Below are 14,806 nucleotides of genomic sequence, written 5' to 3' on the forward strand. Positions count from 1 at the left end.
CCGGGTGCGCCGGCCCCGAGATCAGACGGTGCCGTACTGGCCGAGGTCCTCGAGGACGCTGTTGATCAGCGTGCCGTCCTGGTCGACGACCTCGCGCAGGTAGATGGTCTGCCGCGGGTTCTGGTCCTCGAACTCCCACGGCCCGCGCGGGCTGTTGTCGATCGTCCCCAGGCCGCCGAGGGCCTCGACGAGCTCCTCCCCGCCGGTTCCGCCGGCCTCGGAGACGGCGAGGTCGAGCACGTTGGCCGCGTCGAACATCGACATGGCGAACACGGTCGGCAGCACCCCGTAGGCCTCCTGGTAGGCCTGCACGAACTCCTGGTTGGCGTCGTTGTCGAGCTCGGTGGAGTACTGCATCGTGGTGCGGATGCCCACCGCGGACGGGCCCTGGCCGTCCAGCACGCTGCCCTCGGTGAGGAAGCCCGAGCCGTAGAGCGGGATGCTGTCCTTCAGGCCGAAGTCGTCGTACTGGTTGACGAAGGTGACCGCCTCGCCGCCGGAGTAGAAGACGAAGGTCGCCTCCGCCCCCGACGCCTGGATCTGGGAGAGGAACGGCTGGAAGTCCTGGGTCTGGCCGAACGGGGTGAGCGCGGTGCCGGCGACCGTGCCGCCGCCGGCCTCGAAGGCCTCGGTGAAGGCCGTGATGTTCTCCTGGCCGGCCGCGTAGTCCGGGACCATGAGGAACACCGAGCCGATGTCCTGCGCGGCGAGGTACTCGCCCATCGCGTAGGAGTTCTGCGCGTTGCTGAACGACACGCGCCAGACGTAGTCGTTGCCCGCGGCGCCGGTGAGCCCGACGGCGCCGGCGTTGCCGATGAGCAGCAGCTTCTGCTCCTCGTTGAACAGCTCCGCCGCGCCGAGGGCGGTGGCCGAGTTGACGATGCCGACGACGACGTCGACGTCGGAGATCAGCCGCTGGATGGCGGGGACGCCGGTGTCGGGGCCCTCGCCCTCGTCGGCGGTCCTCGTCTCGACGTCCCGGCCGCCGATCTGGTTGCCGTTCTGCTCCAGCCAGAGGTTCCAGCCGTTCTGCATGTCGACACCGAGCGGGGTGTAGACGCCGGCCTGCGGGATGACCAGCCCCACGCGGATGGGGCCGTTGCCGCCGCCCCCGCCGCCGCCGCCGCCGTTGTCGTCGCCACCGCCGAGGCTGCCGCCGCCGCAGGCGTTCAGCAGGAGGCCGCCGGCACCCACCCCCATGGCTCCCAGCAGCTGGCGACGGGACAGGTCGGGCAAGGCCATGAGGATCTCCGCACGGGTCCGGGACGTGCTACAGCTGCACGTCTGTCTTGAGAAATGCTGTAGAGCACACCACGCTGTGTCAAGCGCCACAGGGCAGGGGCGTGGTCCGTTACCGAGTCGTTGCCGAGGCCCGGCTCCACCGTCCGGGGGACGCGGCTGCGGGGGAGGAGGATGCCACGATGGGCGGCGTGGAGGTCGTCGACGGGCCGTTCGTGACGCGCCGGCAGGAGCTCGGCGCCGCCAGCGCCCGCAGCCTGCTGCTGACCGTGCTCGGCGAGTACGTGCTCCCGGCCGGGCGCCCGGTCTGGACCGCGACGCTGATCGAGCTGCTCGGCGAGCTCGACATCGCCGAGAAGGCGGCGCGCCAGGCCATCATGCGCACCGCCGATTCGGGCTGGATCGCCGCCTCCCGCGTCGGCCGCGAGACCCGCTGGTCCCTGACGCCCGCCGGAACCCGCCTGCTCCGGGAGGGCAGCGAGCGCATCTACGGCTTCGCCACCGACCAGCGGCAGTGGGACGGCCGGTGGCTGGTCGCGCTGGTCGGCGTGCCCGAGAACAACCGCGCGCTGCGCCAGCGGCTGCGCACGCAGCTGGGCTGGGCCGGGCTCGGCTCGCCGGCGCCGGGTACCTGGGTCACGCCCTGGGCCGGACGGGAACCGGAGGTGCGCGAGTCGCTCGAGGACCTGGGGCTGCTGGCGGGCAGCTGGACGTTCGTCGCCTCCTCCGGCCAGGTGGGCGACGAGCGCTCGCTGGCCCGGGCCGCCTGGGACCTCGACGACATCGAGGCCCGGTACGAGGACTTCCTGGAGCTGGTCGGCCGCCGGCGTCCCCGGACCGACCGGCAGGCGCTTGTCGCGCAGGTCCGGCTGGTGCAGGAGTGGCGGCGCTTCCCGCTGCTGGACCCCGGCCTGCCCCGCGACCTGCTCCCGCCGCGGTGGAGCGGCAACCGCGCCGCGGAGGTGTTCCGCGAGCGGCACGCCGCCTGGGCCGCGCGGGCCCAGGCGGCGTGGGTCGAGCTCGCCCGCCAGGACTGACCGCACCGCTGCGCCGGTCAGACCCCCGCCGCGGCGGGGTGGTCGGCCAGCCACGCCCGGCCGGCCTCGGTGATGACGCGGGTGTCCTTCTCCGCCTGCAGCAACGGCGGGTCGGACCGGTACAGCCGGGCCACGAGGTGGTTGTCGGGGGCGAGCTGGCGGGCGATCTGGTGCGCCTCGAGCTTGTGCATCCGTCCGCCGGGGGCCTGCGCGAAGCGCTGCAGCAACGCCGCCTGCGCCTCCTCGGGATCGCGGCGGTGCGCCGGTTGCGACGGCGCCGGCTCCTCGTCGAGCAGCGCGGTGACCGCCCGGGAGAAGGTCTGCACCAGGTCCCGGATCCGGTCGTCGCGCGACGGCGCGTCGGCGTCGCCACCCGAGCCCTGCCACGTGCGCTGCGGGTGCCGGCGCAGGTACTCCTGCTCCAGTTCCAGCATCCGCTCGGTGTGGGTGCGGAACTGGTCGGCGGTGCCGTGCAGGAACACCCAGTGGCGCATGGCGTGCGCGTGCACGCCCTGGCGCTCCAGTTCCTCGTCGGACAGCTCGCGGGCGGGCACGCCCGGTCGATCGCTCATGGGACTCCTCTCCCTCGGTGTGATCCAGGTCTCATCGTGCTGCGGTGTCGCCGTGCTGTCATCCGGGCGGGACGCGGGGGACCTCGCCCGCGACGTCACCCGGCGGCGACGGTGCGCAGGATGCCCTCGGCCAGCTCGGCGGGCCGGGTGAACACCGACTCGTGGCTGCCCGGCACGAGGACCGGCGTGGCCCCGATGCGGTCGGGGAACCGCGGGGTCCAGGCGAACTCGCCGGGCGGCAGGGCGACGTCCTCGTCCGAGTAGACGTAGTGCAGCGGCACGCCCAGGTCGCGGTAGGCGTTGCCACCCACCGGCTCGTCGGTGAAGGTCCGGTAGGGCTGCGGGCGCAGCACGGAGTGGACGACGGCGGCGGTGGCCGGGTCGGCGTCGTTCATGAAGCCCTGCTGGAACACCTCCAGCGGCAGCGCCACGGTGTCGTCGCCCGAGGCGGCCGCCAGCGAGGCGAACAGCTCCTGGTAGGGGGGCGGGACCTCGTCGTACAGCGACCGCCCCGCCTCGGGCACGAAGGCGCTCCAGAACACGACACCGGCCAGCCGCCCGGCCAGCCGGGGCGCGGCGCCGGCGACGACGTAGCCGCCCCAGCTGTGCCCCACGAGCGTGACGTCGCGGCGGTCGGTCGACTCCACGTGGGCGACCAGCGCGTCGACGCAGTCGGCCAGCGTCACCCCGCGCGGGTCGTCGTCCACCGCCAGGCCCGGGCTGGTCACCGTGCTCACCCGGTGACCGGCCGCCCGCAGGTGCCGGGCCACCGGTTGCCAGGACCAGCCGCCGTGCCACGCGCCGTGCTGCAGGACGAAGTCCGCCATGTCCGTTCCTCCTCGTCGAGGGCCGACCGCGCCCGGGCGGGCGCGGGGTGGGGCGATCAGTCGGGTGCGTGCCGGGCCAGCACCTCGCGGACGTACCGGTCGGCCGGGAGCTCCAGCGCCTGGTGCGCGGCGAGGAACAGCGCGTGCGCCCGGGCGCCGGGCCAGCTCTCGGGCAGGAGCTCGGCCGGCAGGTCGGGGTCGCGGAAGGGGAAGCGCCGGTAGGCCGCGATCAGCCCGATCCGCCGGCGCAGCGCCTCGGGGCCGGGCAGCGCGGCCAGGTCCGCGGCGGGGGGCAGCTGCTCCAGCTCGGCGACCAGCTCGGCGTAGTCGCGGCCCAGGGCGTCGAGGTCCCAGCAGCGGGCGGCCATCCGCCGGTCGGCCTCGCGTCCCTCGCTGCGTGCCGTCAGCAGCTCCACGCGCGCGGCCGAGGTGCCCGCCAGGGCCTCCTCCGCCGCGGCCAGCCGGGGGTGCGGGCTCAGCCAGACCGAGGGAGCCAGGGGGCCGAAGCCCAGCCAGGACAGCGACCGGCGCACGTGCTCGCGCTCGGCGCGCTCGGTCTCGGGGACGGTGTAGAGCACCATCCGCCACTCGCCGTCCCAGGGCTCGGAGCCGCGCTCGAAGATCCGGTCCCTGCCCTCGTCCAGCAGTCGCCAGCTCTGCCCGGTCAGCTCGTAGACGGTCTGCCGGCCCTCCCGTCGGGTGGCGAACCAGCCCTCCCGGCGCATCCGCGAGAGCACCACGCGCGCGGTGCTCTCGCCGATCCCGAAGGCCCCGAGCAGCTCGCCGAGCGCCTGCATGCGGACGGCGCCGCCGGTGTAGCGCAGGTGGTCGCCGAAGAGGTCGAACACGACCGAGCGGGGCCTCACGTCGGGGCGCCTCCTCCGGCCGGGGCCACTGTCGCGACGAGCCTAATGTGTGCCACCATCGAGTCGCCCGTCAAGCAGATGACACACATCGCCGGCGGCCGGGTGGACGACGGAGGGGGAGCGATGCGGATCGCGGTGCTGGGCGGTGGACCCGGGGGGCTGTTCGCCGCCGCGCTGGCCAGGAGCGCGGACCCGACCCGCGAGGTCACCGTCTTCGAGCGCAACCGGGCCGAGGACACCTTCGGCTTCGGGGTGGTCTTCTCCGACGCCACCCTGGCGGAGATCCACGCCGCGGATCCGGTGCTGCGGACCGCGCTGACCGAGCACGGGGTGCACTGGGACCCCATCGAGGTGCGGCTGCACGGCGAGCGGCTGTCCTGCGGCGGCAACGGCATGGCCGCCGTCGAGCGGCGCACCCTGCTGCGGCTGCTCCAGGAGCGGGCGCTCGGCGCCGGCGTCGACGTCCGGTTCAGCACCGAGGCCGATCCCGACGAGCTGCTGGCCGCCGGCTACGACCTGGTGGTCGCCGCCGACGGCGCCAACTCCCGGCTGCGCAACCGCTTCCCCGAGGTCTTCGGCGCCACGGTGGAGACGGCGACCGCCAAGTTCATCTGGCTGGGCACCACCTACCCGTTCGACGGGCTGACGTTCGTGCACGAGCGCGGGCCGCACGGGGTCTTCGCCGTGCACGGCTACCCGATCGGCAACGGCGTCTCGACGTTCATCGTGGAGACCGACGAGGCCTCCTGGCGCGCGGCGGGGCTCGACGCGTTCGACGTGACCCAGCCGCCCGGGCCCAGCGACGAGCGGACGAAGGAGTACCTGCAGGAGCTGTTCGCCCCGCAGATCGACGGCGCCGAGCTGCTGGTGAACAACTCCCGGTGGTCGAACTTCCGCACGCTGCGCACCGCGCGCTGGACGCACCGGGCCGGCGGCACCGGCATCGCGCTGCTCGGCGACGCCGCGCACACGGCGCACTTCTCCGTGGGCTCCGGCACGAAGATGGCGATGGAGGACGCGATCGCCCTCGTCGCCGCGCTGGACGAGCACGGGGACGACGTCGACGCCGCGCTCGGCGCCTACGAGGCTGTGCGCCGGCCGCAGGTGGCCCGCATCCAGGACTCGGCGCGGCCCAGCCTCTCCTGGTGGGAGCACTTCGGGCGCAGCCACGACGCCATGCCCCCCTGGCAGTTCGCCTACCACTTCTTCACCCGCAGCCTGCCCGACGCCAAGCTGCGCCGGCGCGACGCCGGCTTCGTCGACGAGGTGCACCGCTCCTGGGCCGCCGAGCACGGGGCCGCGCCGCTGGACAGCCCGCTCGACGTCGCCGGCCGCCGGGTACCCGGCCGCGTCGTGCAGGTGCGCGACGGCGCGGTGGCGCTGCCCGGCGGCGCCCTGCCGCTGCGGGACGCCCCGCCGGGCACGGGCGAGCCCTGGGGCCTGGCCGTCCGCGCGCCGGAGGAGGAGGCCGGGCTGCCCCCGGCGCTGGAGGCGGTGGCCCGCGGGACGGCGGCCGGTGCGGCGCTCGTGGCGGTGTCGGGCGGCACCGCGCTGACCCGCCGGCTGCTGTGCGAGGCCGCCCGCCTGGAGCACCGGGTGCCCTCGCTGCTGGTCGAGGAGGCCGGCCCCGACGTCCGGCTGACCGCCGTCCTCTCCGGCCGCACCGACCTGGTGGCCGCCCCGTGACCGGCCGGCTGGCGCCGCTGTTCGCGCCGCGCGGCATCGCCGTGGTCGGCGCGTCACGCGACCCGGCCAAGCTCGGTGCCGTCATGGCCCGCTCCCTGGCCGGCTTCCCGGGCACGGTCGCCGGGGTGAACGCCCGCGACGTCGACCCCGCTGCGGGCCGCTACGCCTCGGTCGCCGAGGCGTCCGCCGGCGCCGGCCCCGTCGACCTGGCCGTGCTGTGCGTGCCCGCGGCCGTCTCGGCCCGGGCGCTGGCCGACGCCGCCGCCGGTGGTGCCCGGGCGGCGCTGGTCTGCTCCGGCGGCTACGCCGAGGCCGGCGGCCCCGGGATCGGGTACCAGGCCGACCTGGTCGCCGCGGCCGCCGACGCCGGGGTCGCGCTGCTCGGCCCGAACACCTCCGGCTTCCTCGCCCCCGGCCGGGGCCTCACCGCCTCCTTCGTGCCGGGCGCGGCCGCGGTGCGCTCCGGTCCGGTGGCGGTGGTCGCGGCCAGCGGCGGGGTCAACCACGCGCTGGCGTTCCTGCTCGCCGAGGCCGGGATCGGCGTCTCCCTCGCCGTCGGCCTCGGCAACGCCGTCGACGTCACCGCCGCCGACGTGCTGGCCCACCTGGCCTCCGACCCGGACACCCGCGCCGTCGCGCTGCACGTGGAGTCGGTGACCGACGGGCCGGCGCTGGTCGCCGCGGTCCGGGCGGCCGCCGCGCGGCTGCCGGTGGTGGCGCTCGTGGTGGGCCGCAACGACGTCGCCGAGTTCGCCCGCTCGCACACCGGGGCGCTGGCCACCTCGTGGCGGACCACCCGCGCCGCGCTGCGCGCCGCCGGGGCGGTGCTCGTCGACGACGAGCGGCAGCTGGTCGACGCCGTCACCGCGCTGTCGGCGCTGCGGCTGGAGCCGGCGGCGGAGCCGGGGGTCGGGGTGGTCACCGCGCAGGCCGGGCCGGGGCTGCTGCACGTCGACGGGCTGCGCGGGCGCGGCGTCGCCGTCCCGCCGCTGGCCGGCGCCACCCGCGACCGCCTCGCCGAGCTGCTCCCGCCGCTCACCTACCAGGCCAACCCGGTCGACACCGGCCGGCCGGGGCCGGCGTTCGCCGACGTGCTCTCCGCCGTCGCCGGCGACCCCGCGGTCGACCTGGTCAGCGCCTACGCCCTCGCCGAGCCCGACGCCCTGGACCTGCCGGCCGCGGTGCGCGCCGCGGCGGCCGGTCCGCTGGTGGTCGGCCTCGGCGGACCGCCGGAGCAGGTGGAGCCGCAGCGCCGCGCGCTGCGCGAGCTCGGCGTCCCCGCGCTCACCAGCCCCGCCGCGCTCACCACCGCGGTGACCGCCCTGGTGGACGACGCCCGGGCCCGCGCGCTCGGGCACCGGCCCGTCGCGGTGCCGCCGGTCGCCGCCCCGCTGACCGGGGACCTCGACGAGGACGAGGCGAAGACGCTGCTGGCCGGCCTGGGCGTGCCGTGCCCGCCGCGGCGCGCCTGCGCCGACCGCGCCGCGGCGCACGCGGCGCTGGCCGAGCTGCCCCGGCCGGTGGCGGTGAAGCTGCTCGACGCCGCGGTGACGCACAAGACCGAGGTCGGCGGCGTGGTGCTCGGCGTCGGCGATCCCGCCGCCCTCGACGCGGCGCTCGACGCGCTGGAGGCCGCGGGAGCGACCCGGTTCCTCCTCGAGTCGATGGCCCCGCCCGGGGTCGACCTGATCGCCGGGGCCACCCGCGACCCGGTGTTCGGCCCCACGGTCCTGCTGGGCCTGGGCGGCGTCGTGGCCGAGGCGCTGGCCGACGTCGCCGTCGCCCCCGCCCCGCTGGACCCGGCCGCGGCCGGCGCCCTGGCCGGCGAGCTCGCCGGGCGCGCGCTGCTCGACGGCTTCCGCGGGGGACCGGTCGCCGACCGGGCCGCCCTCGGTGCCGTGCTGGCCGCCCTCGGCGACCTGCTGGCCGCGCACCCGGAGGTCGGCGCGGTCGAGATCAACCCGCTGCGGGTGACCGCCGCCGGGTTGCTCGCCCTCGACGCCGTCGTCACGCTCGTGGAGGAGGTCCGCTGACATGGAGTCCACCACCGCCACACCCGTCGCCGAGGGCACCGTGCCTTGGCCGGAGGAGCTGGCCCGCGAGTACACCGCCCGCGGGTGGTGGCGCGGCCGGTCGCTCGGCGCGGACCTGTACGAGGTCGCCGACACCCGGCCCGACGAGGTGGCGCTCGTCGACGGCGGGGTCCGGCTGACCTCCGCCGAGCTCGGCGCCCGCGCCGACGCCCTGGCCTCCGGGCTGGTCGACGACCTCGGCCTGCGCCGCGGGGACCGGGTCGTCGTCCAGCTGCCCAACTGCTGGCAGTTCGTCGTCCTGACCCTGGCCTGCCTGCGGGCCGGGATCGTGCCGGTCATGGCCCTGCCCGCCCACCGGGAGCACGAGCTGGCGTACCTGGCCGCGCACAGCGAGGCCGCCGCGATCGCCGTGCCGGCGACGCTGCGCGGCTTCGACCACCAGGCCATGGCCGGCGAGCTGGTCGCCGGGTCGGACACCCTGCGGCACGTGCTCGTGGTCGGCGAGGAGGTCCGCCCGGGCGGCACCGACCTGACCGCGCTGTGCGCGGCCCCGGACGACGCCGCGGCCGAGCGGGCGCGCTGGGACGCCGACCCGCCGGACAGCCGCTCGGTGGCGGTCTTCCTGCTCTCCGGGGGGACGACGGGGCTGCCCAAGCTCATCGCCCGGACCCACGACGACTACTCCTACAACGCCCGGCAGAGCGCGGCGGTGTGCGGCTTCGGCCGCGACACGGTCTACCTCGTCGCGCTGCCGGCCTCGCACAACTTCCCGCTGGCCTGCCCGGGCATCCTCGGCGCGCTGCTGGCCGGCGGCCGGGTCGTCATGCTCCCCTCGCCCGAGCCGGAGCGGGCCTTCGCGACCATCGCCGCCGAGGGCGTGACGGTGACGGCGGCGGTGCCGGCGGTGGCGCAGCGCTGGCTCGCGCACGCCGCCGAGGCCGGCGCCGGGGAGGTCGCGTCGCTGCGGGTGCTGCAGGTCGGCGGCGCCCGGCTGGCCGACGAGGTCGCCCGGCGGGTGCGCCCGGTGCTCGGCGCAACCCTGCAGCAGGTGTTCGGCATGGCCGAGGGGCTGCTGAACTACACCCGCCTGGACGACCCGGAGGAGGTCGTCTGCGCGACGCAGGGCCGGCCGATGAGCTCCGGCGACGAGGTGCGGATCGTGGACGAGGACGACCGCGACCTGCCCGACGGCGTCCCGGGGGCGCTGCTGACCCGCGGGCCGTACACCCCGCGCGGCTACTACCGGGCGCCGGAGCAGAACGCCCGCGCGTTCACCCCCGACGGCTGGTACCGCAGCGGCGACGTCGTCCGCCGGCGGCCCGACGGCAACCTCGTCGTCGAGGGCCGCGACAAGGACATGATCAACCGCGGCGGCGAGAAGATCAGCGCGGAGGAGGTCGAGAACGTCGTCTACACGCTGCCGGCCGTCGCGCAGGTGGCCGCGGTCGCGATGCCCGACCCGGAGCTGGGGGAGCGGGTCTGCGTCTACGCCGTCCTCGAGCCGGGAGCGCGGCTGAGCCTGGACGACGTGCGCGCCGCCTTCGCCGACGCGGGCGTGGCCCGCTTCAAGTGGCCCGACCGGCTGGAGGTGGTCGCCGAGCTGGCCACCACCAAGGTCGGGAAGATCGACAAGAAGGCGCTGCGCGAGGACCTCGCCGCGCGCACGACCGCGACCTGATCCCCGCCATCCGCCCGCGCCGAGAGGAGTGCAGCATGACCGCCACGAGCAGCGTCCCGCCCCCCGCCGTGGACTTCGACAGCCCGGAGCACCAGGCCCGGCTGGCCGAGCTCTACCGCGACTTCGCCGCGGTGGGCATGACCCCGCTGTGGACCACCCGTGCCGATCTCATGCCGCACGTGCCGGCGCCCAGGGCGGTGCCGCACCTGTGGCGCTGGGCGGAGCTGTACCCGCTGGCGGCGCGCAGCGCCGAGCTGGTGCCGGTCGGCCGCGGCGGCGAGCGCCGGGCGATCAGCCTGGGCAACCCGGGCCTGCCCGGCGACCCGTACACGACCCCCACGCTGTGGGCGGCCATCCAGTACCTGGCCCCGCGGGAGAACGCCCCGGAGCACCGGCACTCGCAGTCGGCCTTCCGGTTCGTGCTGGAGGGCGAGGGCGTGTGGACCGTCGTCGACGGCGACCCGGTCGCCATGCGGCGCGGGGACCTGCTGCTCACCCCCGGCTGGCGCTTCCACGGGCACCAGAACGTCTCCGACACCCCGATGGCCTGGCTCGACGGGCTGGACATCCCGCTGGTGGCCCAGACCGACCAGGGGTTCTTCGAGTTCGGCCCGGACGAGGTCCGCGACCGGCGGACGCCGGAGCGGTCGAACTCCGAGCGGCTGTGGGGCGGTCCGGGCCTGACCCCGGTCGCGGCCGCCGGACCCCAGCCGCAGTCCCCGCTCATGGCCTACCGCTGGGCGCACACCGATGCCGCGCTGACCGGGCAGCTGGAGCTCGCCGCCGAGGGGGTGCCGGGCGCGGTGGTCGAGCCCGGTCACGCCGCGGTGCGCTTCACCAACCCGACCACCGGCGGCGACGCGCTGACCACGATGCGGACCGAGATGCACCGGCTGGCCGCCGGCACGACCACCCGGCGCACCCGGACCACCGCCTCCTCGGTCTGGCAGGTGTTCTCCGGCGGGGGCACCGTGACCCTCGACGGCACCTCGACCGCCCTCGAGCACGGCGACGTGATCGCCGTGCCGTCGTGGACCGAGTTCTCCCTGTCCGCCGGCTCCGACCTCGACCTGTTCACCTTCTCCGACGCACCCGTGTTCGAGAAGCTCTTCCTCCTCCGCACGGAAACGAGCTCCTGATGCGCCTGGCCACCATCCGCACCGCGACGGGCACCCGCGCCGTCCGCGTCGACGCCGACCGCGCCGTCGAGACCGGCCAGGCCGACGTCGGCGAGCTGCTGGCGCAGCCGGGCTGGCGGGCGCTCGCCGAGGCCGCCGACGGGCCGGCCCACGACCGCGCCGGGCTGGACCTCGCGCCGGTCGTCCCGCGGCCGGGCAAGATCATCTGCGTCGGGATCAACTACGGCGCGCACATCGCCGAGATGGGCCGGGAGACCCCGGAGTTCCCGACCCTGTTCGCCAAGTACGCCGAGGCGCTGATCGGCGCGTACGACGACGTGGTCCTGCCGGAGGCGTCGCAGGCCGTGGACTGGGAGGGCGAGCTCGCCGTCGTCCTGGGCGACACGGTGCGGCACGCCGACGAGGCCACCGCGGCGGCCGCGATCGCCGGCTACTCCGTGCTCAACGACGTCACCGCCCGGGACTGGCAGTACCGGACGCTGCAGTGGCTGCAGGGCAAGACCTTCGAGGCGACGACGCCCTTCGGGCCCGAGCTGGTCACGCCCGACGAGGCGGGGGAGGGGCTGGACCTCACCTGCGCGGTCGACGGGGAGGTCGTGCAGTCGGCCAACACCGCCGACCTGGTGTTCGGGGCCGCCGCCACGATCGCCTACGTCTCCACGATCATGACCCTGCGGCCGGGTGACGTCATCGCGCTGGGCACCCCCGGCGGCGTCGGCCACGCCCGCAAGCCGCCGCGCTACCTCGCCGAGGGATCGGTGCTGACCACGGCCGTCGCCGGCCTGGGGGAGTGCCGCAACACCTGCCGCGCGGAGAAGGGCGCGGAGAAGTGAGCGGCGCGGTGAGCGCCCGCGAGCTCTGGGCCGACGGCGAACGCACGCTGGGCACGGCGCTGGGCCGGCTGGTGCCGGCCGACTACGCCGGCCCCTCGCTGCTGCCGGACTGGTCGCGCGCGCACGTGCTCGGGCACCTGGCCGGCAACGCCGACGCGCTGGTCAACCTGCTGGCCTGGGCCCGCACCGGCGTCGAGACGCCGATGTACGCCTCGCCCGAGGCGCGCAACGCCGAGATCGCCCGCCGGGCGGCGCTCGATCCGGCCGCGCTCGAGGCCGAGGTGCTCACCTCGACCCGGCGGCTGGCCGAGGCGGTGGCCGGCCTGCCCGAGCAGGCGTGGGCCGCGCAGGTGCGGACCGCCCAGGGCCGGACCGTGCCCGCGTCCGAGGTGCTGGGGATGCGCGCCCGGGAGGTGTGGGTGCACGCCGTCGACCTCGACGCCGGGGTCTCCTTCGCCGACGTCCCCGCCGAGGTGCTGACCGACGTGGTCGACGAGGTCTTCGCCGCCTGGGACCGGCGCGGCGACACCCCGGCGCTCACCCTGTTCGCCGACGGCCGCGAGTGGGGGAGCGGGGAGCCGGCGGTGGCCGGCTCCCTGCCCGACGTCGCCGGCTGGGTGTCGGGGCGGACGGCGGGGCAGGGCCTGCGCGCCGACGGGCCGCTGCCGGCGCTGCCGCGGTGGGTCTGAGCGAGAGGAACGGGGAGCACGCATGCTCGACGGACACGTGCTGGTCGACGCGCACGTCCACGTCCCGCGCCTGGACACCCTCGCCCCGGCGTGGGTCGACTGGGCGCGGCAGTTCGGCCCCAGCGGCATCCTCGAGGAGATCTGGCTGCCCGACGGCACCCCGGACCCGGCGGCGCTGGACCGGCACATGGGGGAGCAGGGCGTCGACGTCGCCCTGCTGTTCTGCGAGTACAGCCCGAAGGCCACCGGCTACCAGCGCTTCGACGACCTGCTGCCGCTGGTCGAGGCGAACCCGCGGCGGTTCCGGCCGGTGGCCAACGTCAACCCGCACCTGCACTTCCCGATCGCCCGCGAGCTCGGCCGGCAGCTGGACCTCGGTGCCGCGGCGCTGAAGATCCACCCCGTGCACGGCGGCTTCCGGGCCGACGACGCGGCCATGTACCCGGCGTACGCGGTGCTGGTCGAGCGGGGCGTGCCGCTGGTCGTGCACTGCGGGACCAGCACCTTCCCCGGCTCCACGAACGCCTACGCCGATCCGCAGCTGCTCGACGCGGTGATCCGCGACTTCCCCGACCTGCACGTCGTGCTCGCCCACGGCGGCCGCGGCTGGTGGTACGACGCCGCGGCCTTCCTCGCGGTGTCCCGCCCGAACGTCTGGATCGAGCTGTCGGGCCTCCCGCCGAAGCGGCTGCCGGAGTACTACGCGAAGTTCGACCTGGGGCGGCTGGCCCGCAAGTGGATCTACGGCACCGACTGGCCCGGCGTCCCCGGCCAGGCCGCGAACGCCCGGGCGATCGCCTCGCTGGGCCTCCCGGAGGACGTCGTCCCGCTGGTCCTCGGCGGCAACGCCCTGCGCGTCTACTCGGGGCTGGACCCGGCCTGACCGGGCACCGGCGGGTCCCGTAGCCACGGCGGCGCCCGGAGGACCAGGTCGGTCGCCAGGAGCACCTGCCGGCGCACCGCCTGCTCCCGGCGGACCGCTCGGGGCGGAGAGGAACGAGGACGCATGGGCGAGGAGACGGTCGTCGCGGCCTCCCGGCCGGCGTCGGGCGGCCTGCGGGTGGTCGTGGCCCCCGACAAGTACCGGGGGAGCCTCACCGCGGCGGAGGCGGCGCAGGCCATGGCCGCCGGCGTCCGCGACGAGGTGCCGGACGCGGCCGTCGACGTGCTGCCCGTCGCCGACGGCGGCGAGGGGACGCTCGACGTCCTGCTGCACGCGGGAGCCACCCCCGTGCCGGTGCGGGTTCCCGGGCCACTGGGCCGGCCGGTCGACGCCCGGATCGCCGTCCTCGGGTCGACGGCCTACGTGGAGAGTGCGCAGGCGTGCGGCCTCGCCCTGATCGCGTCCCCCGGGCCCGCCACCGCGCTGGACGCCAGCACCGAGGGGGTGGGGGAGCTGCTGCTGGCGGCCGCCCGCCTGGACGTGCGGACGGCCGTCGTCGGGCTCGGCGGCTCGGCCACGACCGACGGCGGCGCCGGGCTCGCCCGCGCCCTGGGATTCGTGCCCCTGGACGCCGCGGGCCGGCAGGCCGCCCCGGGAGGGGGAGGGCTCGCGACCGTCGCCCGCCTGGCCGACCGGCGCGAGCAGGACGCGCTGCGGGGGATGCGCGTGGTCGCGGCGTGCGACGTGACGGCACCGCTGCTGGGGCCGCAGGGCGCGGCCGCGGTGTTCGCACCGCAGAAGGGAGCCGGCCCCGCCGAGGTCCGGCGGCTGGAGCAGGGGCTCCGCGCGTGGGCCGGCGTGCTCGCCGCCGCCACCGGGCGGGACGTCTCGGCGCTGCCCGGAGCCGGCGCCGCGGGCGGCCTGGCGGCCGCGCTGGTGGCGCTCTGCGGCGCCGAGATCACGTCCGGGGCCACCCTGCTGCTGGACCTGGTCGGCCTGCGGCGGGTCGTCGCGGCGGCGCACCTCGTCCTCACGGGGGAGGGCGCCATCGATGCCTCGACGGTCGCGGGCAAGGGGCCGAAGGCCGTCGCCGACGTCGCCCGCGCGGCGGGCGTCCCGGTGATCGCGGTCGCCGGGCGGGCCGAGCGCGGCGACCCGGCGGTGGCGCGGTCGTTCGACGTGCTCGAGGACCTGGTCACCGCCTTCCCGGGGGAGGACACCCTGCGCGACGCCGGCCCCCTGCTGCGCCGCTGCACCCGCCGGGCGGTCGGGCAGTGGCGGTCCGCTCGACCGGGACCGGGCGCTCCCGACTGAGCGGCCGCCG

At 76.5% G+C, this 14,806-nt stretch carries 13 protein-coding genes; 9 read left to right on the forward strand and 4 right to left on the reverse strand.

Translation table 11 applies throughout. The annotated features are described in order from the left end of the window. Positions 1 to 21 precede the first annotated feature (21 nt). Entirely contained in the window at positions 22 to 1,242 is a 1,221-nt protein-coding gene (locus ACK586_RS04485) for an ABC transporter substrate-binding protein (protein WP_409329251.1), read from the reverse strand. Between the two features lie 179 nt (positions 1,243 to 1,421). Between ACK586_RS04485 and ACK586_RS04490 the strand changes: the two genes are divergently transcribed. Continuing rightward, positions 1,422 to 2,276 carry a PaaX family transcriptional regulator gene (locus ACK586_RS04490; protein ID WP_409329252.1) on the forward strand — a complete coding sequence of 285 codons (855 nt, stop codon included), beginning with the start codon at positions 1,422 to 1,424 and terminating at the stop codon, positions 2,274 to 2,276. Positions 2,277 to 2,293: 17 nt separating this feature from the next. On the opposite strand, the gene ACK586_RS04495 is transcribed toward ACK586_RS04490, so the two are convergent. The 3 genes from ACK586_RS04495 to ACK586_RS04505 form a co-directional block, all read right to left on the reverse strand. Then, positions 2,294 to 2,848, reverse strand: a complete 555-nt coding sequence (locus ACK586_RS04495; protein ID WP_409329253.1) for a DUF6158 family protein — start codon at positions 2,846 to 2,848, stop codon at positions 2,294 to 2,296. Positions 2,849 to 2,943: 95 nt separating this feature from the next. Continuing rightward, positions 2,944 to 3,675, reverse strand: a complete 732-nt coding sequence (locus ACK586_RS04500; RefSeq protein WP_409329254.1) for an alpha/beta fold hydrolase — start codon at positions 3,673 to 3,675, stop codon at positions 2,944 to 2,946. Between the two features lie 56 nt (positions 3,676 to 3,731). Then, positions 3,732 to 4,541 carry a PaaX family transcriptional regulator gene (locus ACK586_RS04505; protein ID WP_409329255.1) on the reverse strand — a complete coding sequence of 270 codons (810 nt, stop codon included), beginning with the start codon at positions 4,539 to 4,541 and terminating at the stop codon, positions 3,732 to 3,734. Positions 4,542 to 4,619: 78 nt separating this feature from the next. Here ACK586_RS04505 and ACK586_RS04510 point away from each other — a divergent pair, with 78 nt between their 5' ends. The 8 genes from ACK586_RS04510 to ACK586_RS04545 all read left to right on the forward strand — a co-directional run bounded on the left by ACK586_RS04510 (position 4,620) and on the right by ACK586_RS04545 (position 14,796). After that, a complete protein-coding gene (locus ACK586_RS04510) occupies positions 4,620 to 6,227 on the forward strand; it encodes an FAD-dependent monooxygenase (RefSeq protein ID WP_409329256.1) in 1,608 nt (535 codons plus the stop codon). Next, positions 6,224 to 8,260 (forward strand): acetate--CoA ligase family protein, encoded by a 2,037-nt coding sequence (locus ACK586_RS04515; RefSeq protein WP_409329257.1) that lies wholly within the window; start codon positions 6,224 to 6,226, stop codon positions 8,258 to 8,260. Before ACK586_RS04510 ends, ACK586_RS04515 begins: the two co-directional genes overlap by 4 nt. Position 8,261: 1 nt before the next feature. Next, entirely contained in the window at positions 8,262 to 9,938 is a 1,677-nt protein-coding gene (locus ACK586_RS04520) for a (2,3-dihydroxybenzoyl)adenylate synthase (protein WP_409329258.1), read from the forward strand. A gap of 35 nt (positions 9,939 to 9,973) precedes the next feature. Next, complete coding sequence (locus tag ACK586_RS04525) at positions 9,974 to 11,077, forward strand: cupin domain-containing protein (RefSeq protein ID WP_409329259.1); 1,104 nt, start codon at positions 9,974 to 9,976, stop codon at positions 11,075 to 11,077. Next, positions 11,077 to 11,910, forward strand: coding sequence for a fumarylacetoacetate hydrolase family protein (locus tag ACK586_RS04530; protein ID WP_409329260.1), 834 nt, complete (start codon positions 11,077 to 11,079; stop codon positions 11,908 to 11,910). Before ACK586_RS04525 ends, ACK586_RS04530 begins: the two co-directional genes overlap by 1 nt. Positions 11,911 to 11,918: 8 nt before the next feature. Beyond that, entirely contained in the window at positions 11,919 to 12,599 is a 681-nt protein-coding gene (locus ACK586_RS04535; protein WP_409329261.1) for a maleylpyruvate isomerase family mycothiol-dependent enzyme, read from the forward strand. A gap of 22 nt (positions 12,600 to 12,621) precedes the next feature. Next, positions 12,622 to 13,482: an amidohydrolase family protein gene (locus ACK586_RS04540; protein WP_409329262.1), complete on the forward strand. Its 861-nt coding sequence runs from the start codon at positions 12,622 to 12,624 to the stop codon at positions 13,480 to 13,482. 123 nt (positions 13,483 to 13,605) lie between these two features. After that, the gene (locus ACK586_RS04545; RefSeq protein ID WP_409329263.1) at positions 13,606 to 14,796 is read left to right on the forward strand and encodes a glycerate kinase; all 1,191 of its coding nucleotides are present in this window, start codon (positions 13,606 to 13,608) and stop codon (positions 14,794 to 14,796) included. Positions 14,797 to 14,806 lie beyond the last annotated feature (10 nt).

Source organism: Trujillonella humicola, from assembly GCF_046233715.1.
Taxonomy (GTDB): Bacteria; Actinomycetota; Actinomycetes; order Mycobacteriales; family Geodermatophilaceae; genus Trujillonella; species Trujillonella humicola.